Raw genomic sequence first — 23,741 nt, 5'->3', positions numbered from 1 at the left:
TCGGCCTGACCTGAATCTCATCCCCCCTTGATCGAAGGTGATGGGGAGGGGTCGATGAAAATCGGCATGTGCATGTTCCTGTGGACGACCAGCGTCTCGAAGAAGCATGAAGCGCTGCTGAGAGACATCAAGGCGACCGGCTTCGACGGCGTCGAAATCCCGGTGTTTTCCGGCGCGCCCGACGACTACAAGAAACTTGGCGAGCTGCTCGATCGCATCGGCCTGGAGCGCACCGCGGTCTCGGCCATGGGCGATCCGGCGATGAACCTGATCTCGGCGGACGCCGCGACGCGCAAGACCGGCATCGACTACATGAAATGGGCGATCGACTGCAGCGCCGCACTTGGCGCGAACAGGCTGAGCGGCCCGCTGCATTCGACGCTCGGCGCCTTTTCCGGCAGCGGCCCGACGGCCGCCGAGAAGAAGCGCTCGATCGCTTCGCAGCGCGCCATCGGCGACCATGCCGGCAAGACGGGGGTGACGATCGGGTTGGAGGCGCTCAACCGCTTCGAATGCTATCTCTTCAACACGATGGACGATTTATCCGAGCATATCGACGTGATCGACCGGCCGCACATCAAGGCGATGTACGACACGTTCCACGCCAACATCGAGGAAGCCGATCCGATCGGCGCCTATACGCGCAATCGCCGGAATGTCGTCCACATCCACATTTCAGAGAATGATCGCGGGGTGCCGGGCCGGGGCAATATTCCCTGGAAGGAGACGTTCTCGGCCATCCGCAAGAGCGGTTACGACGACTGGCTGACCATCGAATCCTTCGGGCGTTCGCTGAAGGATCTGGCTGCGGCGACCAAGGTTTGGCGGGATTTTGCCGAGAGCCCGGAGGCTGTGTATCGGGAGGGGTACAAGCATATCAGGGATGGGTGGAAGAAGGCGGCTTAGGGCCTGCGCTTGGTCAATTTTCTACTGCGTTCGCAGCGGTTGCTGGGTGGTTCCCCCACTCCGTCTCGGCTTCGCCGAGCCACCTCTCCCCCCTCCGGAGGGAGAGGAAGGGAGCCCGGGCTGCTAAGTTCTGGCCTTTCCTCTCCCCGTCGATCGGGGGAGAGGTGTCGAGCGCAGCTCGACGGAGTGGGGGTCGACCCTTGGCGCGGCACTTTACGATACCCGCACTTAGGGGTCACAAAATTAGCCCCGCTCGGCCTGCAGTTGGTTGTAGTCATGCAGCGTGCGGCTGAGCCTCCGACGCAGGAAGTTCGAGATGTTGTCGAAGATGAAGACGACGGCCAGCGTCAGCAGCACCATGTAGAAGACGTTGGCCCAGTTGGAATTGGTGCGCATCGCTTCCCAGAGCTTCAGGCCTATGCCGCCGGCGCCGACGGCGCCGATGATGGTGGCGCCTCTGGTGTTGGATTCCCACTGGTAGAGCGTCTGACTGATGAAGACCGGCACCACTTCCGGCAGCACGCCGTAGCGCTGCACCAGCAAGCCATTGGCGCCGGTCGACTGCACGCCTTCGCGCGGCTTGTCGTCGATGTTCTCCAGCGCCTCGGAATAGGTTTTGCCCAATGTGCCGATCTCGGTGAAGAAGATCGCGGCACTTCCCGCCAACGGGCCGGGTCCGAAGGCGCGGGTGAAGAACAGCGCCCAGATCAGCATGTCGACCGAGCGCATGAAATCGAAGAAGCGTTTCAGCACCTGGCTGAGCAGCCCGCTCGGCGTGATGTTGCGGGCGGCGAAGAAGGCGAGCGGGAAGGCGACGATGCCGCCGAGCAGCGTGCCGAGGAAGGCCATGACGATGGTCTGCAAGAGCTTCGTCCAGACATCGCCATGCTGCCATTGGGCGTTGTTCCAGATGTTGTCGGCGGCAAGCGCGATGTTCGATGTTCCAGGCTTGAGCTCTGGGCCGGAAACCAGCAGCGAGACCACTTCGCCGGCCGGCTTGCCGAAGAAGGGCGAGCGCGTGTCGAAGACGAAATTCGCCCAGCCGAGGAAGCGCTTGCGCGCCTTGACGCGGTCGACGGTGACGCGCACCTCGCCGACGAAGCCCATTTTGGCGACAATTTCGTCGTCATGCGCGGTGATCCAGTCGGGCACCGGGCCCGAGATCACCGGCTTGCCGCCGGTCAGCGACACGGGCACCGTCTGGCCGTTGGCAACAATCACGGCTTTGGTCTTGTCAAAGGTGACGGATTTGGCCGGTCCGTCGATCAGCACGGTGAAGGTGCCGTCCGGGTTCCTGATCACCCAGTCAGGATTGGGGTTCTCGCCCAGCGCCGAGAAGCGCGGATATTTCGGCGTGATCTCCGGCTGGTCGAGGCGAAACTCCGGCTGCAAATCGTAGCTGATCCATTGCGCCAGGAAGAGCGGCAGGCGCTCCCAATAGGAGTCGCGCAGCACCTGCGGCATGCTGAAGAACCACAAGGCATAGGCGAGATAGAGGATGGTCCCCGCGATGAGGAACAGCGGGCCGAAACGCTTGTAGAGCGGCCGGCGGAAGACGTGCGGGTAGCGTTCCTCGATCGACAGGATGTCGTCGGCGGTTATGGCCATATCAGGCGCTCATCAGAAAGGCCTGCTCGCCGACGAGCTTGCGGCGCAGCCAGGCGGAGAACTGGTCGACGATGAAGATGGTGGTGAACAAGAGCAGCACTAGCGCCAGCGTTTTGGCGCCGAAGCCGCGCGAGATGGAGAGCTTCAGCTCCTCGCCGATGCCGCCGCCGCCGACCGCGCCCATGATCGTCGAGATGCGCACGTTGATCTCGATCCTGAGCAGCGTGTAGGACATGAAATTGGGCAGCACCTGCGGCAGGGCGGCGAAGCGGATGCGCTCGAACCAGTTGGCGCCGACCGCCCGCAAGCCCTCCTCGGCGCGCATGTCGATGTTCTCGTTGATCTCGTAGAACAGCTTGCCCAGCGCGCCGATCGAATGCAGGCCGATGGCGATGATGGCGGCGACCGGGCCGATCGAGACGATGGCCGCGAACAGGCCGGCAATGACGATCTCGGGGAAGGCGCGCAGCAGTTCCATGAAGCGCTTGACGACGAGCCTGAGCGCCGGGCTCGGCGTCAGGTTGCGCGCGGCGATGAAGGAGAAGGGCACGGCGAAGACGAAGCCGACGAAGGTCGAGACCAGCGCCACGTTGACCGTGGTCAGCATCAGCTCGAAATATTCGGGGATGTAGAATCCGCCCCAGACAGGGACGCGGCCGAGCGGGAAGTTGAATTCCTGGGTGCCGGTGTCATGCGGCGAGGCGACGTCGAACAGGGCGCGCCAGACGTCGTTCCAGTCCTTGGGAATCAGCCAGCTCAGGAAGTCCAGTATGTGCGGCAGCCGGTCGAGGAAATGGCCGGCATTGGCCTCGTCGGCGAACCACATGGTCGCGCACATGGCGACAAAAAGCAGGCCGACACCGAGGCCGGTGTAAAGCCGGCGCAAGGACGTCTGGCGCCGCCAGGCATCGGCCGCCAGGCGCGTCGCGTCAGAGTGGATTGTCGCTGAGGTCATGATCGGGAGATGCAAAAGGGGCGGCGTTTTTTGGCGCCGCCCCTTTTCCTGATGCCGTCAGCCGCCGATGGCGGCTTTGCGGGCTTCGACGATGACGTTGTAGAAGTCCGGCTTGACCGGAACGTAGCCGGTGAAGTCGCCGCCCTCGACGCCCTCGAAGCAGGGCTTGTCCTTCGTCGGCAGCGCGGTGAAGAACGCGGTCAGCTTGGCCTTCATGTCGTCGCCGAGCGCGGTGCGCACGACCAGCGGGCCGTTCGGGATCAGGCCGGAGCGCCAGACCTCGACGAAGTCGTTCGGGTCGACGGCGCCCTTGGCGACTTCCTTGTGGAAGGTGCCGGAGGTGTAGCCGTTCTTGAAATCGCCGATGCCGGAGGAATCGTCCACCGCGACGTCGACCTTGCCGTCGCGGACGGCGAGAACGTTGTTCTCGTGGCCGCCATTGAACTGGGTCGAGGCGAAGAAGGCTTCGTTCGACTGGCCGGTGTCCTTAGGGATCTGGGTCAGCGGGATCAGGTAGCCGGAGGTCGAGTCCGGATCGGCATAGCCGAGCTTCTTGCCCTTGGCCGACTTGATGTCGGTGATCCCCGACGACTTCAACGCCAGGCCGATCGAATAATAGCCGGTGGCGCCGTCGGTCTGCTGGGTGGTGAGGATCGGGGTGACCGCCTTCGGGTCCTTGATGTAGACGCTGGCATAGCCGGAAGCGCCGAGCTCGGCGAAGTCGAGCGTGCCGCCGAGCAGGCCCTGGATGACGCCGTCATAGTCGGCGGCCGGGAACAGCGAGACCTTCTCGAAGCCGAATTCGGCCTTCAAATGGTCGGCCAGGCACTGGTAGTTGCGCAGCCGGTCCGTCTCGTTCTCGCCACCGAGGATGCCGACGCGGAATTCCTTGACGTCGGCGGCATGAGCGGCGCTCGTCGCGATGGCGAGCAGTGATACGGCGCCAAAAACCATCTTCCTAAACATTTGGATCTCTCTCCTGTTGTTCCGGCCTCGCGCCGGCGACGTTCGAATTTTGACAGCTGCCTTTGACGCGGGCGGGCGATCCGGGTTGCTCGTTTGCTTGGCCATGATCCTTGCCGAACCGGTTGCCGCTCTTCGTCAGCGTGGACGGTTCGAAAGCATCGACTAGTAGCCGGGGAATGCGGGCTCGAGCGGTCCGGCGGATGCGGTGATCTTCGGCTTGAAGGTGACGCTGGTCGACGTGATGGCCTCGGAGATATCGGCGCCATTCGCATCCGCGCCATAGACGAGGCGCACGGCGTCGCGGTCGAGATCCTCGGGCGCGCCATCGAACACGACCTTGCCGGCGGCCATCCCGATGATGCGGTTGCAATAGGCCCGCGCCGTGTCCAGCGTGTGCAGATTGGTGATGACGGTGATGCCTTCGCGTAGGTTGATGTCCTGCAGCGAGTCCATCACCACCTTGGCGTTGAGCGGGTCGAGCGAGGCGATCGGCTCGGCGGCGAGCAGCACCCTCGGCTGTTGCATCATGGCGCGCGCGATCGCCACGCGCTGCTGCTGGCCGCCGGACAGCGTGCCAGCCGGCTGCAGCGCGGTGCGGGCGATGTCGAGGCGTTCAAGCGCCGCAACCGCCTCGGCGCATTCGGTGCGCGAGAAAATGCCGAACAGATTGGACAGCGTCGAGCGGTGGTTTAGCCGGCCAAGCAGCACGTTGGTCAGCACGTCGAGGCGCGGCACCAGGTTGAACTGCTGGAAGATCATGGCGCAGTCGCGCTGCCAGCGCCTAAGCGGCGAGCCCTGCAGCGCCGAGACTTCGGCGCCGTCAAAAAAAATCGACCCCTGGCTGGGGTCGATGAGACGGTTGATCATGCGCAGAAGCGTCGACTTGCCGGCGCCGGAACGGCCGATGATGCCGACCATCTGGCCCTGCGGGATCGACAGGTCGACGGCGCTGACGGCGGTGTTCTTGCCGAATCGTCGGCTGACACCGCGGATTTCGAGCGTGGCAGAGGCTGCTGACATGGGGCTAGGCTCCAGTCCAGTCGGTTACAGGGTCTGTTAACCTTGGCTAGCGCAGCCCCATGAACCTGCGGTGTCGGATTGATGTCAGTTTTGTTACCGCCCACAGCTGCGCGGTAGCAGTCATCAGCCGAGGACCAGGAGCTCCTCGAAATGCTCCATGTCACGGAAGCTGCAAAAGGCCGCCGGGTGGAGTTCGATGACCGGCGCCTCGCGGTCGAGGAAGGACAGGCAGTCATCGAACAGATCCTGCCACGCCGCCGCCCGCTCGTCGGCAAGGCGGCGGATCTGGTAGGCGAAGGTGATGTGGAAGACGTAGGTGTCATGGTCGGGATGGCGATAGCCGAAGGGCACCGACAGCGCGTCGCGCCAGGCCTGGAGGATGCGCCGGTCTTCCTCCGAGGCGCCGGCGACGGTGAGGCCGTTCGGGGTGATACCGATGGCCTTGACCCTGAACGCGCCGCTCCCCGCGAAGCCCTTCAGGCGCTCCAGATAAAGGCGGGTCATGTCGTCGATGCTGGTGTCGAGCGGCACATCCCGAGGCCAATAGGGGAGCCGGCGGCGGCGCTCGATGATGCCCTGGAACAGCGTCATATGCAGGCTGGAGACCGGGGTGAAGACAAGCCGGTCGGCGTCGGGCATGGCGCGCATGCGCTCGCGCACTGCGACTACAGCGGCTTCGGAGGGTGAGCCGGCTACGAGATGGGAGACAACGGTGTTGCCAGGCTCGAACAGGAAATTGCCCGCCGTGTCGTAGCGGGTGCCGAGATGCACCGGCGGCGCGGGGTTGGTGCCTTCGAAGAAGCCGGCGAGCGAGGGTCTGGCTTTGTCGAGCATGGCGATCTCCCTGGCGAGATCGCCTCTTGTCCGACTCGTATGTCAAAGATGTGAATCTAGGGGCGTCGTCCTGGGCATAGGTATCGAAGCTAGCGGTCTCACTAGCAGTTGAGGCAGTTCTACCGGGAGATGGGCGCCAACACGAAGAGAATTAGCACCCCTACCGCTGCCAGGCCCAAGCCCAAGATGGTCAAGACAATGGACGAGACTCGGTCGGACCGACTCCAGCGGTTTACCTGGCTCCGAACGACCCAAATCCCCAATACAACCAGCGCCAACCCAATGCACGCCGGTATAAACAGTATAGCCACGAAATGATCTCCTTCCACACGACTGGCCCTAGGAGATGTTTGATATAGCGAGATTAAATTACTGTACGACCACACCACGTTCCCGTGAATGTCAACCATACCTCTCCAGGAAAGCCTCTGCCGAAAGCGCGCGGAAATCGTCGAGCGACGCGCGCAACCGGGCATGGTCCCAGTCCCACCAGGCGAGCGCCTGGTAGCGTTCGGCGGTGCGGCGGTCGAAGCGTTCGCGGATCGGCTTCGCCGGCACGCCGCCGACGATGGTGTAGGGCGCGACGTCCTTCGACACCACGGCGCCCGCGCCGACCGCCGCGCCGTCGCCGACGGTGACGCCGGGCAGGATGGTCGAGCCATGGCCGAGCCAGGTGTCGTGACCGATGGTGACGCGTTTCGCACGGCGCTCTGCGAAGAATTCACTTTCGTGCTCGGCATCGTCCCAGTAGTCGGAGGCGCGGTAGGTGAAGTGGTGCAGCGTCGGCCGCCAGGTCGGATGGTTGGTGGCGTTGATGCGCACGCTGGCCGCGATGTTGGAAAACTTGCCTATGGTCGCGCACCAAACGGCGCAGTCCTGCATCATGTAGGAATAGTCGCCGAGCTCGCTTTCCGAAACCCGGCTGCGGTCGGCGATCTCGGTCCAGCGGCCAAGCGTCGAGTTCTCGACCTGCGCGGTCGGATGAACCAGCGGCGTCTCCGACAATTTCCTTGTCATGCGGCAATCCTGCCTGCGGCGAAAGCGGTGACGTCGATGACGCGGTCGGCGACCGCCTCGCGCACGTCCTGGTCGTGGAAGATGCCGAGCAGGGCGACGCCGGCCGCCTTCTTGGCGGCGATCAACTCGACCACCACGTCGCGGTTCCTGGCGTCCAGCGAGGCGGTCGGCTCGTCGAGCAGCAGGATCGGATGCTCGGTGATGAAGCCGCGCGCGATGTTGACGCGCTGCTGTTCGCCGCCGGAGAACGTCGCCGGCGGCAAGGCCCAGAGCCTTTCCGGTAGGTTAAGCTGGGTAAGCAAGGTGCGGGCCTTTTCTCGTGCTGCCTCGCGTTCCTCACCGCGCTCGACCAGCGGCTCGGCGACGACGTCGAAGGCCGAGACGCGCGGCACCGTGCGCAGGAACTGGCTGACATAGCCGATCGTTTGCCGGCGCACGGCAAGCACCGTGCGCGGGCTGGCGCTGGCGAGATCGATCAGGCCGTTCTCGTGCTGGACGATGATCTGGCCTTCGTCGACGGCGTAGTTGCCGTAGAGCATCTTCAGGATCGAGCTTTTTCCGGCGCCGGACGGGCCGCCGAGCACGGCACATTCGCCGGCGCGGATCGAGAACGACACGCCGGCGACGACCGGCAAGCGGATGCCGTCGCGCAGATGCATGGTGAAGCTTTTCGCGACGTCGGAGACAACGAGAGGGGTGGGCATCAGAAGGTCCTCCTATTGTCGCCGATCGGCGGGAGAAGGGGCGGCCTCGTGCGGTTTCGCCAATCTCCAACGTTGCAGATAGCCCGTGACAGAGGGGGGTGACCTGGCGCCATCATCACACCTGCAAAATCGAAGAAACAAGCAACTGCGTATAGGGCGCGCGTGGGTCGTCGAGCACGCGGTCGGTCAGTCCGCTTTCGACGACATGGCCGTCCTTCATCACCATCATGCGCTGCGACAGAAGTCGCGCCACGGCGAGGTCGTGGGTGACGACGATGGCCGCCAGGCCAAGGTCGGTGACCAGCCCGCGCAGCAGGTCGAGCAGGCGCGCCTGCACCGAGACGTCGAGGCCGCCGGTCGGCTCGTCCATGAACACCAGGCGCGGCCCGGTCACTAGGTTGCGGGCGATCTGCAGGCGCTGGCGCATGCCGCCGGAAAAGGCGCGCGGCTCGTCGTCGATGCGGTCCTCGTCGATCTCGACGCGCGACAGCCAGTCGACGGCGGTGGCGCGGATCCTGCCGTAGTGGCGGTCGCCGACCGCCATCAGCCTTTCGCCGACATTGGCGCCGGCAGATACCGTCATGCGCAGTCCATCGGCCGGGTTCTGGTGGACAAAACCCCAGTCGGTGCGCATCAGGAAACGACGCTCGGCCTCGCTCATGCGGTAAAGCTCGCGCCATTGGCCGTCGCGCATGCGGTAGCTGGCGGTGCCGGAAGAGGGCAGCAGCCGGGTCGACAGGCAGTTGAGCAGCGTCGTCTTGCCGGAGCCGGATTCACCGACCACCGCCAGCACCTCGCCGGGCCAGAGGTCGAAGCTGACAGTCTCGCAGCCGACGCGCGAGCCGTAGAATTTGGACAGCGCCGAGACGCGCAGCAGCGGTTCGTCGGTCATTCGGCCGGCTCCGTTCTTTCGAGAGCAAGTTGGGCGTCAGGCGCTAGGTGGCCGCGATGGCCTTCCTCACGCCGCTTCTCGCAGTGGTCGGTGTCGGAGCAGACGAACATGTGGCCGCCACGGTCGTCGAGGATGACCTCGTCGAGATAGACATTCTCCGCCGCGCAGAGCGCGCAGGGCTGGTCGAAGGTCTGCACCTCGAACGGATGGTCCTCGAAGTCGAGGCTGACCACGTCGGTGAATGGCGGCACGGCATAGATGCGCTTTTCGCGGCCGGCGCCGAACAACTGCAAAGCCGGCGACCGATGCATTTTCGGATTGTCGAATTTCGGCGTCGGCGACGGGTCCATCACATAACGGCCCTCGACCTTGACCGGATAGGCGTAGGTGGTGGCGATGCGGCCGTGCCTGGCGATGTCCTCGTAGAGTTTGACATGCATCAGGCCGTATTCCTCAAGCGCATGCATCTTGCGCGTTTCGGTCTCGCGCGGCTCGAGGAAGCGCAGCGGCTCGGGGATCGGCACCTGATAGACCAGAATTTGGCCTGCGGTGAGCGGATGCTCGGGGATGCGATGTCGGGTCTGGATGATGGTGGCGCTGGCGGTGTCGGTAGTCACCGCGACATTGGCGACCTTCTTGAAGAAGGCGCGGATCGAGACGGCATTGGTGGTGTCGTCGGCGCCCTGGTCGATGACCTTCAGCACGTCGTCCGGGCCGATGATCGAGGCGGTGACCTGGACGCCGCCGGTGCCCCAACCATAGGGCATCGGCATCTCGCGCGAGGCGAAGGGCACCTGGTAGCCGGGGATGGCGATGCCCTTGAGGATCGCGCGGCGGATCATCCGCTTTGTCTGTTCGTCGAGATAGGCGAAGTTGTAGGTGGCGATGTCGCTCATGGCTATACCATCCGCTCCGTGCTACCGAATTGACTTGCAAGGCGTGGAAACCGGACTGGATCGAAATGAACTCTGCCGGCTGGATGCACCTTGGGATCGTGTTGCTGGCGTTCGCCGGCGCGGTCGTCTTTTTTCTTCGGCGCACGATTTTTCCGGCGCCAAGGGAAGGTTCCAACAATTCCGAAAGTTGGTACGGCGGCGGTGGTGGCTACGAGGGCCACAGTGGACACGATGGCGGTGGGCACGCCGGTCACGGTGGCGGAGACAGCTGAGCTCATTGCACGACCTCCAAGTCCCTGGCGTAGCGCGTCAGCCGCTCGGCCAGCGTGCCGGTGTGCAGCTCGAACAGATGGTTGTCGTGGTCGTGGAAGTAGATCGAGCGGCCTTCGCCCTCGACACGCGGGCGCGGCGGGCGCATGTCGAGCCCGAGCTTTCTGACCCGGTCGACGTAGCGGTCGAAATCGCTCTCGTCGATCTTGAAGGCGACGTGGTTGTAGCTTCGATCGATGAGTGGCTCGCCTTGCATGATGGCGATCCAGAGATCGCCGATCAGGAAGAATTTCTCGCGCGATAGCGAGAACTGCCGGGTGCCGCTGTCATAGACCTCGCGCGCGCCGAAGACGCCGGTCAGGATCTCGCCCATGCGGTCGAGGTCGCGCACGACGAAGGTCATGTGGGAGAGGCCCTCGATCATTCGGCGGCCTCGCGCTTCTCCTCGCCAGTGCGGTGATTTTCACGCGCGTCGTGCTCGGCGCGCATGCGGCGCACCAGATCGAGCTCGGCCTGGAAGTCGACATAGTGCGGCAGCTTCAGATGCTCGACGAAGCCGGTCGCCTGGACATTGTCGGAATGCGAGATGACAAACTCCTCGTCCTGCGCGGCGGCGACGACGTCCTCGCCGAGTTCGCTGGCCCGCAAGGCACGGTCGCAAAGCGCCATCGCCATTGCCTTGCGCTCGCTCTGGCCAAAGACCAGGCCGTAGCCGCGGGTGAATTGCGGCGGCGCCTTGGCCGAGCCCTTGAACTGGTTGACCATCTGGCATTCGGTGACGCGGATCGCGCCGAGCGGCACGGCGAAAGGCAGTTCCGGCACGTCGAGTTCCAGCTCGACCTCGCCGATGCGGACCTCGCCGACAAAGGGGTGGTTGCGGGCATAGCCGCGCTGGGTGGAATAGCCGAGCGCGAGAAGAAAACCCTCGTCGCCGCGCGACAGCGCCTGCAAGCGGACGTCACGCGCCATCGGGAACTGCAGCGGCTCGCGGGTGATGTCGCCGGGAACATGCTCGCCGGGCATGTCGCCATCTGCCTCGATCAGGCCCTCGCGGGCGAGGATCGCCGAGACGCGCGGCATGGGCTCGGCCTCGGTGGCACGTTGCATGGGCTCGGCGACGTCGCCGCCGGCGGCAAGCTCGGGATCGAGCAGCCGGTGGGTGTAGTCGAAGGTCGGGCCGAGCAACTGGCCGCCGGGCAGGTCCTTGTAGGTCGCCGACACGCGCCGCTCGATCAGCATCGCGGCGGTATCGGCCGGCCTGGTGTAGCCGAAGCGCGGCAGCGTGGTGCGATAGGCGCGGATGAGGAAGATCGCCTCGATCATGTCGCCGCGCGCCTGGACGATGGCAAGCGCTGCCAGCTCGCGGTCGTAGAGCGAACCCTCGCTCATCACCCGGTCGACGCCGAGCGCCAGCTGCTCGACGATCTGGTCGAGGCGCAGCGCCGGCACCGTGCGGTCGCCGCGACGGCGATCGGCGAGCAGGCGGTGCGCATTGGCAATCGCGGCCTCGCCGCCTTTCACCGCGACATACATGTCAGGCCTCCATCGTCTTGATGCGCGTGGTGCGCGGGAGGCAGGCGACCCCGACCGGTGCTGCCAGGATGATGTCGACGCCGCGCGGAAAGCGCTGGCTGTTCTGCTTCCACTGCTCGATGAAGTGGCGCGGCATCTCGGCCGGCGCGAGCATCGCCATCTTCTCGATGCCCGGGCCTTCGAGCAGCAGGGGAACGCCCGAGGCGAGATCGCTGACGATGAGGATCAGCGTCGTCGAGCGGTCGGGATATTCCTGCGTGCCTTGCGAAAAGCCATCCAGCGCCATCATCTCGGCCGGCCTGGCTATAATGGCGAAATGCGCGTCGGCCGGCGTGTTGGCAAGCGGCGCGCCGGTGTGGAAGCCGAGCCAGGATCTGACCGACGCCTCGGCCTGCAAGGCAGGATCGAGCCACAGCGGGGTGTCGTTGTCGCAGAGCGTCAGCGCCACGGCGCCCGATGTCGCCGTCAGCGGCGCCGGCGGGCGGGTGAGGCCCGGCAGCGGCTGCACGCTGCCCGGCCGCGCCATGGCGTCCATTACGGCGCGAAACACGGTCTGCGCATTGAAGACCGGATCGGCGAAGCCGCCCTCGATCGCTTGCGTCTCCATCAGTCCTCTCCGCGCACCATGGTGAAGAAATCCACTTTCGTCGCCGCTGTCTCGGCGCGCCGATTTTCGCGCGCCTCGCTGAGCACCGTACGCAGCGGGGCGATGACCCTGGTCTCGACAATTTCGCGATGGGCCGGGTCCTGCCAGAGCGCGTCGGCGATCGCGGCCAGCTTCGCCTTCTGCCTGTCGCGGCCGAGCGCATAGCTATGGCCGACCTGACCGGAGGGCAGGCGCACCGTGGCGCGGGTGACCGTCGCCTCACCGACATTGAAGGGCGCGCCGCCGCCGCCGATGCGGCCACGCACTGTCACCAGACCGGTTTCGGGGCCGCGCAAGAGTTCGGCTTCCAGGGGCAGGCCGGCCTTGCTCCAAAGCCGGGCGAGCTCGTCGCCGCCGGACTGCGCCAGCGTCGCCATCGCCGCCTTGCGCCCGGCCTGCTCGCGCGCTTCCTGTCCTCGCATGGCAGCACTCCGTCGACTGCGTAAATTTGTCTATTGATATAGACAACTATACAAATTATACGCATTAGCTAGCGCGAGTCCATGACGGCTGGATGACATCGGCGAAAAGTCTGGGCGGTGTACCGGGGGCTGACATGAGTGGGCAGCAGGCAGCCAGCATCGAGCGGCGCAGCGGCGTTTCGCTGTGGCGGCAGATCGCCGACCGGATCCTGCAAGGGATCGCGGCCGGCGACTTTGCCGAGAGCGCGGCGCTGCCGCCGGAAATGGCGCTTGCCGAACGTTATGGCGTCAATCGCCATACGGTGCGCAGCGCGATCGCGGCGCTGGTGCAGGAGGGCGTGCTGAGGGCCGAGCAGGGGCGCGGCACCTTCGTCTTGTCGCGCAAGCGGCTCTCCTACCCGATCGGCGCCCGCACGCGCTTTTCGACGGGCCTGCAGGGGCAGACAAGCGAGCGGCATATCGCGCTGCTCGCCTCATCGGTCGAGCCGGCAAGCCGGCGCATCGCCGATGCCTTGAAGCTCGCCAGGGGAGCCGCCGTGCTCCGCCTGGAGACGCGCGGCGAGGCCGACGGCCATCCGGTGTCGCGCGCCACCGCCTGGTTCGACGCCAGGCGCTTCGCCGGCATCGATGCCGCCATGGCGGAGACGGGATCGGTCACCGCATCGCTCAGGCGCTTCGGCATCAACGATTATCTCAGGCAATCGACGGTGCTGTCGGCGCGCCATGCCGATGCCGCCGATCTTGCCGATCTCGACCTGCAGCCCGGCGCCATCGTGCTGGTGACGGTCGCGGTCAACGTCACGCTCGACGGTCAGCCGATCCAGTTTTCCGAGTCGCGGTTTCCGGCGGAGCGGGTGGAGCTCAAACTGTCGGCCAATGACTAGCCGATGCCGTAGAAGCGTGCGGCGGTGCCGCCGAAGACGGCGTCCTGCTCCGCCGGCGAAAGGCCTGCCAAAAGCTCCTTCGCGGCGGCCAGCCAATTCTCGTAGGTGGCGGCGAGCTCGCACACCGGCCAGTCGCTGCCGAACATCAGCCGGTCCGGCCCGAAGCAGGCGACGAGATGATCGGCATAGGGTTTGAGGCCGGCGACCGACCAGTTCGGCCCGGCCTCGGTGACCAGGCCGGAGAATTTGCAGACGACCGATGGCCGCTTCGCCAGTGCCGCCATGTCGCTCGCCCAGGGCTCTAGGATGCCCTTGGCGATGAAGGGTTTTGCCGCGTGGTCGACGACGATCGGCAGGTCAGGCATGTGGTCGGCGAGTGCGGCGACCACCGGCAAATGGCGCGGCTGCGCCAGGGCGTCGAAACGCAGGCCGAGTTTCGGCAAAAGCTTCAGCGCGGCGAGCTGCTTCGGCTTCAAAATGTCGAAGGTGTCGTCGATATCCTGCAGCATCGGCCTTATGCCGCGGAACTTCGGCCGCGCCGCCAGCCGTCGCAGCGTCGCCTCGACATCGTCGGCTTCGAGATCGACCCAGCCGACCACGGCCGCGATGCTGTCGTCCCTGTCGGCGAGGTCGAGCATGAATTCGGTTTCGGCGACGGTCGCCGCCGCCTGGACGACGACGGTGCGGGCGATGCCTGCGGCCTGGAGGTGCGGCGCCAGGTCGGCCGGGAAGACGTCGCGCACGATCGGCGCGACGTGCGGCCCCATCCAGAAATAGTCGCCGCGCGCGATCTGCCAATAATGCTGGTGCGCGTCGATCCTCTGCATTGTCCTACCCGATCTCGATGACGGCCTTGATCAGACCGGATTTCTCATGCGCCCATCTTGCGAGATCACGCGGCGTGCCCGCAAGGCTCGTGCGGTGGGTGACGAGTTTTGCCATGGGCACCGCACCGTTGCGGATCGAGGCGGCGACATGGTCGAAATCGGCGCGGAGCGCATTGCGGCTGCCGATCAGCGTCATCTCGCGCTTGTGGAATTCCGGGTCGGAGAAGGTGATGTCGTCCTTGACGACACTGACCAGGACGAGGCTGCCGCCATGCGCGACATGGGCGAAGGCCGATTGCACCGACTGCGTGTTGCCGGTGGCGTCGAAGACCACGTCGAAGCCCTCGCCATCGGTCGCGTTCCGCACCAGATCGGCCGCCGCCTGCCGCGAGCCGTCGAGCGCGGCGAAACCAAGCTCGCTTTCGGCGAAGCCAAGGCGCTCGCTGCTCATGTCGAGCAGGCTGACGTCGAGGCCGGCGATGCGGGCAAACAGCGCCGTGCCAAGTCCGATCGGGCCGGCGCCGATGACCAGCGCGCGGGCGCCGGATTCGGCTTGCGCGCGGCGCACCGCATGCGCGCCGATCGCCAGGAATTCGACGGCGGCGGCATCGGCCAGCGACAGGCCGTTTGCCGGGTAAAGATTTTGCGCCGGCACCAGGATCTCTTCGCACATGGCGCCGTCGCGATGGACGCCGAGCACCTCGATCCTCACGCAGCAATTCGGCTTGCCTTTCCGGCAGGCGATGCATTTGCCGCAAGCCAGATAGGGGTTGATGATGACGGCCTCGCCGACGCTCAGGGCGACGCCATCGCCGGTTTCGGCAACCGTGCCGGAGACCTCGTGGCCCATGATGCGCGGGTAGGCGAGGAACGGGTGCTTGCCCTCGAAGATGTGGTAGTCGGTGCCGCAGATGCCGACATGGCTGACCGCCACCCGCGCCCAGCCGGCAGGCGGCGCCCCCGGCGTCGGGCGGTCCTCGAGGACAAGATCGCCGGGCGATCGGCAGACGACTGCTTTCATGCTTCAATCCAATTGTTCATGCCGCCGGCCCTCGCTTTCGCGGGGCCAGCGGCACTGGGAGGGAACTTACTTGCCGCGCCGGCGCAGCCCGTCGAAATAGACGATGACGATGATCAGCACGCCGGTGATGATGCGCTGCCAGAAGGCGTTGACGTTCAAAAGATTGGCGCCGTTGTTGATGGTGGCGAGGATGAAGGCGCCAAGCAGCGGGCCGTGCACGGAGCCGACCGCGCCGAACAGCGAGGTGCCGCCGATCACCGACGAGGCGATCGCCTGCAATTCCCAGCCCTCGGCCTGGGTCGGATTGCCGATGCCGATGCGCGAGGCGAGCAGCACGCCGACAAAGGCGGCGCACAGGCCGGACAGCGTATAGGCCATGTAGATGGTGCGCTGGACGTTGACGCCGGACAGGCGCGAGGCCTCGGCGTTGGAGCCGACCGAGAACAGGTAGCGGCCCCAGCGGCTGTGGTGGAGGAAGATGTAGGCCGGGATGCCGACCAGGATCACCATCCAGAACAGGTTGGGGATGCCGACGAAGGAATTGCGGGAGAATTCCTGGAAGGCGTCGTTGTTGATCGAGATCGAATTGCCGTTGGTCATCAACAGGCCGATGCCGCGCAGCGAGGTCAGCGTCGCGAGCGTGATGATGAAGGGCGGCAGGCCCATCCTGACGATGCCGAAACCGTGGAACAGGCCGATGGCGACACCGACCAGCAGGGTGATCAGGATGGCGGCGAAGACCGGCACGCCGGCATTGATCAGCATCGCCGTGATGACGGTGGCGAAGCCGACCACGGCACCGACCGAAAGATCGATGCCGCCGGTGATGATGACGAAGGTCTGGCCGACCGCCAGGATGGCGATCATCGAGCCCTGGCGCAGCAGGTTGGAGATGTTGTTGGCCGAGGCGAAGCTCTGCGTCGACACCGACAGGATGACCCACAACAGAACCAGCAGCGCCAGCAGCGTCAGCCCGAACAGGGCGTTATAGTTGCGCTTCGGCTTTTCGGCCGCGATCGCCTCGGTGCTCATTTCTGTCCTCCCTGTTTTTCTTGTTTCTCGGCGAGCGCCTGAGAGAGAATGTCTTCGTGGTCGGCGGTGCGGAAGCCGTGCGTGGCGACAAGCTTGCCGCGCCGGAACACATGCAGCGTGTCGGCGAGCTCATAGACCTCCGGCAGATAGGAGGAGATCAGGATGATGCCGGCGCCGTTGGACAACAGCGTCGAGAACAGGCGGTAGATCTCGGCCTTGGTGCCGACATCGACGCCGACCGTCGGCTCGTCGAAGATGAACAGCTTGGCGCCATGCGCCAGCCATTTGCCAATGACGATCTTCTGCTGGTTGCCGCCCGACAGGCTGGAGGCGAGCGCGTTGCGCGTCGGCGTCTTGATCCTGAGGCCGGCGATCTGGCGATCGGCCTCGACCTTCTCCTGCGTGTTGGAGATCAGGAGATTGTTCGAGATGCGCTTGTAGATCGGCAGGTTGAGGTTGAGGCCGACCGGCAGGTTGAGGCAGAGGCCCTGGTCGCGGCGGCTTTCCGGCGCCAGCGCCATGCCGAGCCGGATCGCATCGTGCTCGGAGTTGACCTGCACCTCCTTGCCTTCCCACAGGATCTGGCCGGCCGATTTCCGGTGGCGGCCGTAGAGGGTGGTGACGAACTCGCTGCGGCCGGCGCCGATCAGGCCGTAGAGACCGACGATCTCGCCGGCGCGGACGCTCAACGAGACATTTTCAAAGCCCTTGCCGGAGAGGTTGCGTGTCTCGACGATGGTCGCGCCCGGCGTAAAATTTTCCTTGTGGTAGATCTGCTCGATCGAGCGGTTGATCATCAGCTTGACCAGCTCCGGCTCGCTGGTCTCGGCGATGTTGCGGGTGCCGACCAGGGTGCCGTCGCGAAGCACCGAGACACGGTCGGCGAGCTCGAACACCTCCTCCATGCGGTGGCTGATGTAGATGATGGTGACGCCTTCGCCCTTCAGCCGGCGGATCAGCTTGAACAGCTGGTCGGCCTCCTTGCGGGTGAGATAGGCCGTCGGCTCGTCGAAGATCAGGAACTTGGTGCCGCGCACGGTGGCGCGGGCGGCGGCGATCAGCTGCTGCTGGCCGATGGTGAGATCGCCGAGCACGACATGCGCCGGCAGGTCGAAGCCAAGACCGTCGATGATCTTCTGCGCTTCCTTGACCATGGCCCGCTGCTGCAGGATGCCGAAGCGGGAATCCTCCTCGCCGAGGAACATGTTGGCGGCGACGGTGAGGTGGCGGCAGAGCACGACCTCCTGGTGCACGGCATTGATGCCGAGCGCCATCGCCTCGTGCGGGGTCGCCAGCGCCGCTGGCTTGCCCTCCCAGATGACGTCGCCGGAGGTGCGCGGCATGACACCGGTAAGAAGCTTGATGAGGGTGGATTTGCCGGCGCCGTTCTCGCCGACGATGGCGTGGATCTCGCCGGACTTGAAGGCGAGGTTGACCGGCTTCAGCGCGTGCGTGCCGGGATATCGCTTTTCAAGCCCATGCAGTTCGAGGATCGTCCTGCCGGGCTCCAGCGTGGGGGCGGGGTGCAGGTCCTGCGCCGTCGACGTCATGACAATCCTCCCAGATTGGCCTCAAGATTGGCACGCAACGATGCGGCGCAGCCGCATCGTCAAGGATGGTTCAAGCCAGCGGATCCCCGGATGTGCTGGTGTTTCCGGGGCAGCGAGGCCCCGGAAACAGTGCGCCTATCGCGATGCTTAGTCGAGCTTCGGATTGAGCAGCGCGTCGATCTTCGGCTCTTTCATGTTGGCCTTGGTGACCAGGTTGGCGCCGGTGTCGACATTGGCCTCGACCTTCTCGCCCTTCGAGGCGGCGAGCGCGGTCTTGATGCCGTCATAGCCCATCCGGTACGGATCCTGGACGACGAGGCCGGAAATGACACCGTCGTTGAGGAACTTGATCAGCTTCTCGTCGCTGTCGAAGCCGATCAGCCCGACCTTGCCAGCCAGGTTGTTCTCGGCAATCGCCTGACCGACGCCCTGCGCCATGATCAGGTTGGAAGCGAAGATGCCCTTCAGGTCCGGGTTGGCGGTGATCAGGTCGGTGGCGATGTTGAGGCCGGTGGTGGCCTGGCCGTCAGCATACTTGTCGGCGATCAGCTCAAGGCCGGGATATTTCGCCTTGAGCTGTTCCTTGAAGCCCTGCGCGCGCTGCTCGAGCGAGCCGGCGCCCGGCAGTGCGGTGATCAGCGCAACCTTGCCTTCTACCTTGCCGCCATTAGCCTCGCCGATGGCCGCGGCAAGTCCGTCAGCGGCGACGCGGCCGCCCTGGACGTTGTCGGTGGTCAGGAACGAGGTGAAGGCCTTGGAGTCGGCGCCGGAGTCGATGCCGATGACCTTGACCTTGGTGGCGGCCTCGTCGATCGGCTTGCCGAGCGCCTTGGCTTCGGTCGGCGCGATGACGACGGCGGCCGGATTGCCGGCGACGGCATTCTCGAGGATCGAGATCTGGCCGTTGACGTCGGTCTCGGCCTGGGCGCCAAGCTCCGGCACGTTGATGCCGAGGTCCTTGCCGGCCTTGCGGGCGCCGGCGAGCACGATCTGCCAGTAGAAGGACGTGGTGTCCTTGACGATGATCGGAATGGTCACGTCCGCCGCCGAGGCCGGCGCCGTGTGCAGCGCGCCAGCGAGCATCGAGGCGGCGGCGAGCGCGACGAAAGCGCGGCGGTTGAGAATGCTGGTCACGAATTTCATGAGGGTTCCTCCCTAGATCGCCCGGTGAAGGTTACGGAAGCTCCGTTCGGATAGGCGCGGCCCAAACAGAACTTTATCAATAAAAAACATTTGCCATTTGTTGATAGTGCATCGACCCCGTCGACGCAAGTGCTGTTTCGTCACGTCTGCGCGACGGCCTTTGCGTTTGCCGTCGCTGCGTTCGAACGCTTCCGATCCTCCCGAATTTGAGATGGAATATTAATTCCACTCATGTGTCAATATGGAATATATGTTCTCTCTCGATCGTGAACTCCCCCGGCCCATGTAGCGCACGGAGCCGGGCAGGAGCTCCGCCTATCAGCCGAGTTCCTGGACCACCGTATAGGGATCGTATTTGGCGTATTCCGCCGGCGCCACCTCGACGTCGAGCAGTTCCAGATTGCGCGTCAGGTTGGCCGGCTTGGCCGTGCCGGTCAGGACCGAGGCCACGACCGGTTCATGCAGCGGAAACTGGAAGGCGGCGGCCGCCAGCGGATAGCCGCCATCGGCCGCGATCCGCTCCATGGCGCCGACGCGGTCGAGGATATCCTTGCTCGCCGGCTGGTAGTCGAAATGCGCGCCATGCACCGGACCGGTCGCCAATATGCCGGAGTTGAAGACACCGCCGATGATCAGGGACGTCTGGCGCCGCCGACAGAGCGGCAGCAGTTCGGCCTCGGCGCTGCGGTCGAGCAGCGAATAGCGGCTGGCGAGCAGGATGCAGTCGAGCGGTGCCCGGCTCAGCACATCGAGGCAGATGCGCACCTCGTTGACGCCAAGCCCGTAGGCGGAAATCGTGCCGGACGACTTCAGCTCCTCCAGCGCCTTCAACCCGCCATCCATGAACTGGCGGAAATGCAGCTTCGTCTGCTCGACGCCATGCGTGTAGGTGCCGATGTCGTGGACAAACAGGATGTCTATCCTGTTCAGCCCAAGCCGCGCATAGCTGAACTCGACCGAGCGCATGATGCCGTCATAGGAATAGTCGTAGTCGAGCGCGAAGGGCAGCGGATCGACGTAGGAATGGTCGGGGACCTGGTCGGCCGGAACGGGGCGGAACAGGCGTCCGACCTTGGTCGACAGCACGTAGGACGAGCGCGGCTTCTGGCGCAGGAAATCGCCGGTCCGGCGCTCCGACAGGCCGAAGCCGTAGAAGGGCGCGGTGTCGAAATAGCGCAGGCCACCGTCCCAGGCCGTCTGCAGCGTTTCCATCGCCGCTTCGCGCGGACAGGCCCGGTAGAGCCCGCCGATCGCGGCGCCGCCGAAGCTGATCTCGCTGACTTCGAGCGCAGTGGTGCCGATCCGGCGCTTGTTCATGCAAAGCCTCCCGCGCCGGCTATCCGTCAGCCGGCCGATGTCTTGTTTGTTTTGACGCAATCCCGGACGGAAAACCGCTTCACGCCTTTTCCTGGAATTGCTCGAGTTGATGTCTAGAGCGTCGCGCCGAGGTGCCAGGGCACGAACTCGTTGTCGCCGTAGCCGAAGGCCTCGCTCTTTGTCTTGCGGCCGGACGCCGTCTCGACGATGAGCTCGAAGATCTCGCGGCCCATGCCGGCGATGGTCTTCTCGCCGGAAGCGATGACGCCGCAATTGACGTCCATGTCCTCTTCCATCTGGTGGTACATGGTCGAGTTGGTGGCGACCTTGATCGACGGTGTCGGCCGGCAGCCGAAGCAGGAGCCGCGGCCGGTGGTGAAGACGATGACGTTGGCGCCGCCCGCCACCTGGCCGGTGGCGGAGACCGGGTCGTAGCCGGGCGTATCCATGAACACCAGGCCGTGGCCGGTGACCTTCTCGGCATAGCCGAAGACGCCGTTGAGCGGCGTCTGGCCGCCCTTGGCGACCGCGCCCAGCGACTTCTCAAGGATGGTGGTCAGGCCGCCGCGCTTGTTGCCGGGCGAAGGGTTGTTGTCGATCGAGGCGCCGTGCTTGGCGACGTGGTCTTCCCACCATTTCACATAGCCGTCGAGCTTGGCCGCGATCTCGGGGCTTGCCGCACGATAGGCAAGCAGGTGCTCGGCGCCGTAGATCTCCGTCGTCTCCGACAGGATGCCGATGCCGCCGACGCCGGCGAGGATGTCCACGGCCGCGCCCAGCGCCGGGTTGGCGGTGATGCCGGACATGCCGTCGGAGCCGCCGCATTGCAGGCCAACGACGATCTCGCTGACCGGGATCGGCTCGCGCTCGAGGCGACCGACCTCCTCGGCGATCTCGGCGAGCACGCCCATCGCCTTCTCGACCGATTTGCGCGAGCCGCCGGCGTCCTGGATGTTGAAGTGCCGCTTGCCGGCGGCGACGCCCTTCTGGCCGTAGAGGGTCAACTGATTGACCTCGCAACCCAGCCCGACCATCATCACGCCGCCGAAATTCGGATGCCGGGCATAGCCGGCGAGTGTCCGGTGAAGCACCATCATGCCGTCGCCGGTGCCGCTCATGCCGCAGCCCTGGCCATGCACGATCGGCACGAAGCCGTCGATCCCCGGGTATTTCGGCAAGAGCGTACGATTGGCCTCGTCGGCGATGGCGTGGCAGACGGTGGCCGAGCAATTGACGCTGGCGATGATGCCGATGAAGTTGCGGGTGCCGGCGCGGCCGTCGGCGCGGCGATAGCCCATGAAGGTGCGGGCGCGGTCGGCCTCGGTCGCGTGCTCGGCTTCGCTCGGCGGCACCACCGGCAGGCGGCCGCTCTCGAAGATGAGATTGTGCGAGTGGACATGTTCGCCGGGCCCGATGTCCTGCGTGGCGCGGCCGATCGCCTGCGCGTATTTCACGACCGCCTCGCCGGTCGCGATCGGCTTGATCGCCACCTTGTGGCCAGGCTCGATCACCGCGACGGCGACAGCGCCGCCCGGCAGCGCCGCGCCGATCTCGATGCGGCCATTGGCGACCGCGACATTGTCGGCGGGAGACAGGAGGATGCTGTTTGCGGCGTTCACGGGCGGTTTCCTGGGATGTTCCTGGGTGCGTGGGGCGGATTGACACGCGTGAGTTAATGGATAATGTCTTTTATCGTGAAAAAACATTTTTGCGTCAATTGTTTTTTCGCGAGAGCGCCGCGCGCTTGCGGATGCGAGGGCCAGCCGGCCGGCATCTGAAAGCGATTCCGCTTTACGGCAGCATGCGTTAGGACCATATCGCGCTTCAGGCCGACCGCCGCAAGCGCCGGCGCGCAACGGGGCGGGGGATGTCGAAAAGCAACAACGTCTACAAGGACGCCTACAACCGCTGCCTCAGGCTGCTCGACGAGACGCAGAGCCTGCCGTCGGAACCGGAGCTCGGCACGCTGCTCGGCGTCAGCCGCACCACGGTGCGCAGCATCCTGGCGCGCATGGAAGAAACCGGGCTCATCGCCTGGAACAAGCGCAGCAAGACGGTGCTCAGGGCGCCGCGGCCGGACGACTTCTTCCCCGAGGAGGAGACCGACACGCTGGCCGAGATCATCGAGCGCTCCTTCATGCGGCGGCTGCTTGCCGGCGGCGCCGAGGCCGGCATGCAGATCAACGAGCTGGAGCTGGCGCGCGAGATCGGCGTCGGCACCACCAGCGTGCGCGAATTCCTGATCCGCTTCTCGCGCTTCGGACTGATCGAGAAGCGACGCAACAGCCACTGGGTGCTGAAGGGTTTTACCCGGGCTTTCGCGATCGAGCTGACCGAGATCCGCGAGATGTTCGAGCTGCGCTCGGCGGCCGCTTTTGCCGCCCTGCCCGAGGAGAGCCCGGTCTGGGCCGATCTCGACCGGCTGGAGGATGAGCACCACCAGCTGGCGCGCGAGATCGCCACGCGCTTCACCGCGTTTTCCGAGCTGGACGAGCGCTTCCACCGGCTGATCCACCGCGCCTCGCACAACCGTTTCATCGTCGATTTCTACGACGTCATCGCCATGATCTTCCACTACCACTACCAGTGGAACAAGGCGCAGGAGCGCGAGCGCAACGAGGTCGCCGTCCAGGAACATCTGGCCTATATCGCGGCGCTGAAATCGCGCGATCTCGGCAGGGTCGACGCCGCCTGCCGCAAACATCTGAAGTCGGCGCGCCAGACACTGCTGACCTCGATCCCCGAGGGGCGGCAGCCGCAACACGCCTGAGCCGCGCCGGGGTCCCGGCGATACGCATTGGTCGCGCCGCGTTGCCGCAGCCGTGATTTGGCGATTTTCGCTCCGTTGGCCGCATGCTAGGTATCTGCCGTTGCTGCGTGGAGAGGCAGGGCTTGGACATCCGGCGGAGACGATGGAGCATGAGGGTCGCGTTCGTCGCGGCCTTGATGCTTTTGCTGCAGTCGGCACTTGGCGCCTTCGCGGCCGGGCCGGCGGCCGCGCAGCTCGACGCCTTCGGCAATGTCATCTGCACGCATGAGGGCGCTGCCCAGCTTCCCGGCAGCGATCCGCACCGGCAGCACATGCCGGCCTGCTGCGTGCTTGGCTGCAGCATGGTTTCCGCGGCCCACGCGCCACCGCCCGATGCCGGTATTCTCGCCCGCAGCCTCGTGCTCGAGGCCGTGGTGTTCGCGCCGCCGGCCTTCACCCATGTCGATTTCGCCCGCGATCGCTCTCCATCGAACCCGCGCGCGCCGCCAGCGACGGCCTGATCCGTCCCGGCTCGTCTCGCGGAACCTT

At 65.3% G+C, this 23,741-nt stretch carries 25 protein-coding genes; 4 read left to right on the top strand and 21 right to left on the bottom strand.

What is annotated here, in order from left to right; all coding sequences use genetic code 11:
- Positions 1-54: 54 nt before the first annotated feature.
- Positions 55-906: a sugar phosphate isomerase/epimerase gene (locus EN786_RS03645; RefSeq protein ID WP_127284118.1), complete on the top strand. Its 852-nt coding sequence runs from the start codon at positions 55-57 to the stop codon at positions 904-906.
- 243 nt (positions 907-1,149) lie between these two features.
- Here EN786_RS03645 and phnE (EN786_RS03640) read toward each other — a convergent pair whose 3' ends face one another.
- The 14 genes from phnE (EN786_RS03640) to phnG form a co-directional block, all read right to left on the bottom strand.
- A complete protein-coding gene (gene phnE, locus EN786_RS03640; RefSeq protein ID WP_127310227.1) occupies positions 1,150-2,514 on the bottom strand; it encodes a phosphonate ABC transporter, permease protein PhnE in 1,365 nt (454 codons plus the stop codon).
- Between the two features lies 1 nt (position 2,515).
- A complete protein-coding gene (phnE, locus tag EN786_RS03635; protein ID WP_127284116.1) occupies positions 2,516-3,469 on the bottom strand; it encodes a phosphonate ABC transporter, permease protein PhnE in 954 nt (317 codons plus the stop codon).
- Positions 3,470-3,526: 57 nt separating this feature from the next.
- Entirely contained in the window at positions 3,527-4,435 is a 909-nt protein-coding gene (gene phnD / locus EN786_RS03630) for a phosphonate ABC transporter substrate-binding protein (protein ID WP_127284115.1), read from the bottom strand.
- A gap of 162 nt (positions 4,436-4,597) precedes the next feature.
- Positions 4,598-5,455 carry a phosphonate ABC transporter ATP-binding protein gene (phnC, locus tag EN786_RS03625; RefSeq protein ID WP_135907974.1) on the bottom strand — a complete coding sequence of 286 codons (858 nt, stop codon included), beginning with the start codon at positions 5,453-5,455 and terminating at the stop codon, positions 4,598-4,600.
- Between the two features lie 123 nt (positions 5,456-5,578).
- On the bottom strand, positions 5,579-6,289 hold the full coding sequence (locus EN786_RS03620) for a DUF1868 domain-containing protein (RefSeq protein ID WP_127284113.1): 711 nt from the start codon (positions 6,287-6,289) through the stop codon (positions 5,579-5,581).
- Positions 6,290-6,691: 402 nt separating this feature from the next.
- On the bottom strand, positions 6,692-7,306 hold the full coding sequence (locus EN786_RS03615; RefSeq protein ID WP_127284112.1) for a DapH/DapD/GlmU-related protein: 615 nt from the start codon (positions 7,304-7,306) through the stop codon (positions 6,692-6,694).
- Entirely contained in the window at positions 7,303-8,010 is a 708-nt protein-coding gene (gene phnL, locus EN786_RS03610; RefSeq protein ID WP_127284111.1) for a phosphonate C-P lyase system protein PhnL, read from the bottom strand. The genes EN786_RS03615 and phnL overlap by 4 nt, the downstream gene beginning before the upstream one ends.
- A gap of 115 nt (positions 8,011-8,125) precedes the next feature.
- On the bottom strand, positions 8,126-8,902 hold the full coding sequence (gene phnK, locus EN786_RS03605; protein WP_127284110.1) for a phosphonate C-P lyase system protein PhnK: 777 nt from the start codon (positions 8,900-8,902) through the stop codon (positions 8,126-8,128).
- Positions 8,899-9,798 (bottom strand): alpha-D-ribose 1-methylphosphonate 5-phosphate C-P-lyase PhnJ, encoded by a 900-nt coding sequence (locus EN786_RS03600; RefSeq protein WP_135907972.1) that lies wholly within the window; start codon positions 9,796-9,798, stop codon positions 8,899-8,901. Before EN786_RS03600 ends, phnK begins: the two co-directional genes overlap by 4 nt.
- Before the next feature lie 2 nt (positions 9,799-9,800).
- Positions 9,801-10,076, bottom strand: coding sequence for a hypothetical protein (locus EN786_RS03595; RefSeq protein ID WP_127310758.1), 276 nt, complete (start codon positions 10,074-10,076; stop codon positions 9,801-9,803).
- Positions 10,073-10,492, bottom strand: a complete 420-nt coding sequence (fosX, locus tag EN786_RS03590) for a FosX/FosE/FosI family fosfomycin resistance hydrolase (protein WP_127310759.1) — start codon at positions 10,490-10,492, stop codon at positions 10,073-10,075. The genes EN786_RS03595 and fosX overlap by 4 nt, the downstream gene beginning before the upstream one ends.
- Positions 10,489-11,601, bottom strand: coding sequence for a carbon-phosphorus lyase complex subunit PhnI (locus EN786_RS03585; protein ID WP_127310760.1), 1,113 nt, complete (start codon positions 11,599-11,601; stop codon positions 10,489-10,491). The genes fosX and EN786_RS03585 overlap by 4 nt, the downstream gene beginning before the upstream one ends.
- Position 11,602: 1 nt before the next feature.
- Positions 11,603-12,208 (bottom strand): phosphonate C-P lyase system protein PhnH, encoded by a 606-nt coding sequence (gene phnH, locus EN786_RS03580; RefSeq protein WP_127310761.1) that lies wholly within the window; start codon positions 12,206-12,208, stop codon positions 11,603-11,605.
- Positions 12,208-12,669: a phosphonate C-P lyase system protein PhnG gene (phnG, locus tag EN786_RS03575; protein WP_127310762.1), complete on the bottom strand. Its 462-nt coding sequence runs from the start codon at positions 12,667-12,669 to the stop codon at positions 12,208-12,210. The genes phnH and phnG overlap by 1 nt, the downstream gene beginning before the upstream one ends.
- A 134-nt stretch (positions 12,670-12,803) precedes the next feature.
- Here phnG and phnF point away from each other — a divergent pair, with 134 nt between their 5' ends.
- Complete coding sequence (gene phnF, locus EN786_RS03570) at positions 12,804-13,553, top strand: phosphonate metabolism transcriptional regulator PhnF (protein WP_127282984.1); 750 nt, start codon at positions 12,804-12,806, stop codon at positions 13,551-13,553.
- On the opposite strand, the gene EN786_RS03565 is transcribed toward phnF, so the two are convergent.
- From EN786_RS03565 to EN786_RS03535, 7 genes are all read right to left on the bottom strand, one after another.
- Complete coding sequence (locus EN786_RS03565; RefSeq protein ID WP_127310763.1) at positions 13,550-14,380, bottom strand: amidohydrolase family protein; 831 nt, start codon at positions 14,378-14,380, stop codon at positions 13,550-13,552. The two genes, phnF and EN786_RS03565, sit on opposite strands and share 4 nt — an antisense overlap.
- A gap of 4 nt (positions 14,381-14,384) precedes the next feature.
- Positions 14,385-15,401, bottom strand: a complete 1,017-nt coding sequence (locus EN786_RS03560; protein WP_127310764.1) for a zinc-binding alcohol dehydrogenase family protein — start codon at positions 15,399-15,401, stop codon at positions 14,385-14,387.
- A gap of 66 nt (positions 15,402-15,467) precedes the next feature.
- Positions 15,468-16,433, bottom strand: a complete 966-nt coding sequence (locus EN786_RS03555; protein ID WP_127282987.1) for an ABC transporter permease — start codon at positions 16,431-16,433, stop codon at positions 15,468-15,470.
- A complete protein-coding gene (locus EN786_RS03550) occupies positions 16,430-17,983 on the bottom strand; it encodes a sugar ABC transporter ATP-binding protein (RefSeq protein WP_135907970.1) in 1,554 nt (517 codons plus the stop codon). Before EN786_RS03550 ends, EN786_RS03555 begins: the two co-directional genes overlap by 4 nt.
- Before the next feature lie 147 nt (positions 17,984-18,130).
- On the bottom strand, positions 18,131-19,126 hold the full coding sequence (locus tag EN786_RS03545) for an ABC transporter substrate-binding protein (RefSeq protein WP_127282989.1): 996 nt from the start codon (positions 19,124-19,126) through the stop codon (positions 18,131-18,133).
- Positions 19,127-19,444: 318 nt separating this feature from the next.
- On the bottom strand, positions 19,445-20,443 hold the full coding sequence (locus tag EN786_RS03540; RefSeq protein ID WP_127282990.1) for an aldo/keto reductase: 999 nt from the start codon (positions 20,441-20,443) through the stop codon (positions 19,445-19,447).
- 113 nt (positions 20,444-20,556) lie between these two features.
- Positions 20,557-22,062: an altronate dehydratase family protein gene (locus EN786_RS03535; protein ID WP_127282991.1), complete on the bottom strand. Its 1,506-nt coding sequence runs from the start codon at positions 22,060-22,062 to the stop codon at positions 20,557-20,559.
- Between the two features lie 248 nt (positions 22,063-22,310).
- Between EN786_RS03535 and EN786_RS03530 the strand changes: the two genes are divergently transcribed.
- Both EN786_RS03530 and EN786_RS03525 read left to right on the top strand, forming a co-directional pair.
- Complete coding sequence (locus EN786_RS03530; protein ID WP_127282993.1) at positions 22,311-23,213, top strand: GntR family transcriptional regulator; 903 nt, start codon at positions 22,311-22,313, stop codon at positions 23,211-23,213.
- 149 nt (positions 23,214-23,362) lie between these two features.
- The gene (locus tag EN786_RS03525) at positions 23,363-23,713 is read left to right on the top strand and encodes a DUF2946 family protein (RefSeq protein WP_127311836.1); all 351 of its coding nucleotides are present in this window, start codon (positions 23,363-23,365) and stop codon (positions 23,711-23,713) included.
- Positions 23,714-23,741: the final 28 nt, after the last annotated feature.

It is taken from the genome of Mesorhizobium sp. M4B.F.Ca.ET.143.01.1.1 (assembly GCF_004792275.1).
GTDB lineage: Bacteria > Pseudomonadota > Alphaproteobacteria > Rhizobiales > Rhizobiaceae > Mesorhizobium > Mesorhizobium abyssinicae.
The sequence above is the reverse complement of the archived record's forward strand: the minus strand, read 5'-3'. Positions and strand labels throughout refer to the sequence as shown.

Bases quoted from the DNA above. Each gene is read 5' to 3' on its own strand.
- EN786_RS03645 (WP_127284118.1), top strand. From the start codon at position 55: ATGAAAATCGGCATGTGCATGTTCCTGTGGACGACCAGCGTCTCGAAG.
- phnE (WP_127310227.1), bottom strand. From the start codon at position 2,514: ATGGCCATAACCGCCGACGACATCCTGTCGATCGAGGAACGCTACCCG.
- phnE (WP_127284116.1), bottom strand. From the start codon at position 3,469: ATGACCTCAGCGACAATCCACTCTGACGCGACGCGCCTGGCGGCCGAT.
- phnD (WP_127284115.1), bottom strand. From the start codon at position 4,435: ATGTTTAGGAAGATGGTTTTTGGCGCCGTATCACTGCTCGCCATCGCG.
- phnC (WP_135907974.1), bottom strand. From the start codon at position 5,455: ATGTCAGCAGCCTCTGCCACGCTCGAAATCCGCGGTGTCAGCCGACGA.
- EN786_RS03620 (WP_127284113.1), bottom strand. From the start codon at position 6,289: ATGCTCGACAAAGCCAGACCCTCGCTCGCCGGCTTCTTCGAAGGCACC.
- EN786_RS03615 (WP_127284112.1), bottom strand. From the start codon at position 7,306: ATGACAAGGAAATTGTCGGAGACGCCGCTGGTTCATCCGACCGCGCAG.
- phnL (WP_127284111.1), bottom strand. From the start codon at position 8,010: ATGCCCACCCCTCTCGTTGTCTCCGACGTCGCGAAAAGCTTCACCATG.
- phnK (WP_127284110.1), bottom strand. From the start codon at position 8,902: ATGACCGACGAACCGCTGCTGCGCGTCTCGGCGCTGTCCAAATTCTAC.
- EN786_RS03600 (WP_135907972.1), bottom strand. From the start codon at position 9,798: ATGAGCGACATCGCCACCTACAACTTCGCCTATCTCGACGAACAGACA.
- EN786_RS03595 (WP_127310758.1), bottom strand. From the start codon at position 10,076: ATGAGCTCAGCTGTCTCCGCCACCGTGACCGGCGTGCCCACCGCCATC.
- fosX (WP_127310759.1), bottom strand. From the start codon at position 10,492: ATGATCGAGGGCCTCTCCCACATGACCTTCGTCGTGCGCGACCTCGAC.
- EN786_RS03585 (WP_127310760.1), bottom strand. From the start codon at position 11,601: ATGTATGTCGCGGTGAAAGGCGGCGAGGCCGCGATTGCCAATGCGCAC.
- phnH (WP_127310761.1), bottom strand. From the start codon at position 12,208: ATGGAGACGCAAGCGATCGAGGGCGGCTTCGCCGATCCGGTCTTCAAT.
- phnG (WP_127310762.1), bottom strand. From the start codon at position 12,669: ATGCGAGGACAGGAAGCGCGCGAGCAGGCCGGGCGCAAGGCGGCGATG.
- phnF (WP_127282984.1), top strand. From the start codon at position 12,804: ATGAGTGGGCAGCAGGCAGCCAGCATCGAGCGGCGCAGCGGCGTTTCG.
- EN786_RS03565 (WP_127310763.1), bottom strand. From the start codon at position 14,380: ATGCAGAGGATCGACGCGCACCAGCATTATTGGCAGATCGCGCGCGGC.
- EN786_RS03560 (WP_127310764.1), bottom strand. From the start codon at position 15,401: ATGAAAGCAGTCGTCTGCCGATCGCCCGGCGATCTTGTCCTCGAGGAC.
- EN786_RS03555 (WP_127282987.1), bottom strand. From the start codon at position 16,433: ATGAGCACCGAGGCGATCGCGGCCGAAAAGCCGAAGCGCAACTATAAC.
- EN786_RS03550 (WP_135907970.1), bottom strand. From the start codon at position 17,983: ATGACGTCGACGGCGCAGGACCTGCACCCCGCCCCCACGCTGGAGCCC.
- EN786_RS03545 (WP_127282989.1), bottom strand. From the start codon at position 19,126: ATGAAATTCGTGACCAGCATTCTCAACCGCCGCGCTTTCGTCGCGCTC.
- EN786_RS03540 (WP_127282990.1), bottom strand. From the start codon at position 20,443: ATGAACAAGCGCCGGATCGGCACCACTGCGCTCGAAGTCAGCGAGATC.
- EN786_RS03530 (WP_127282993.1), top strand. From the start codon at position 22,311: ATGTCGAAAAGCAACAACGTCTACAAGGACGCCTACAACCGCTGCCTC.
- EN786_RS03525 (WP_127311836.1), top strand. From the start codon at position 23,363: ATGAGGGTCGCGTTCGTCGCGGCCTTGATGCTTTTGCTGCAGTCGGCA.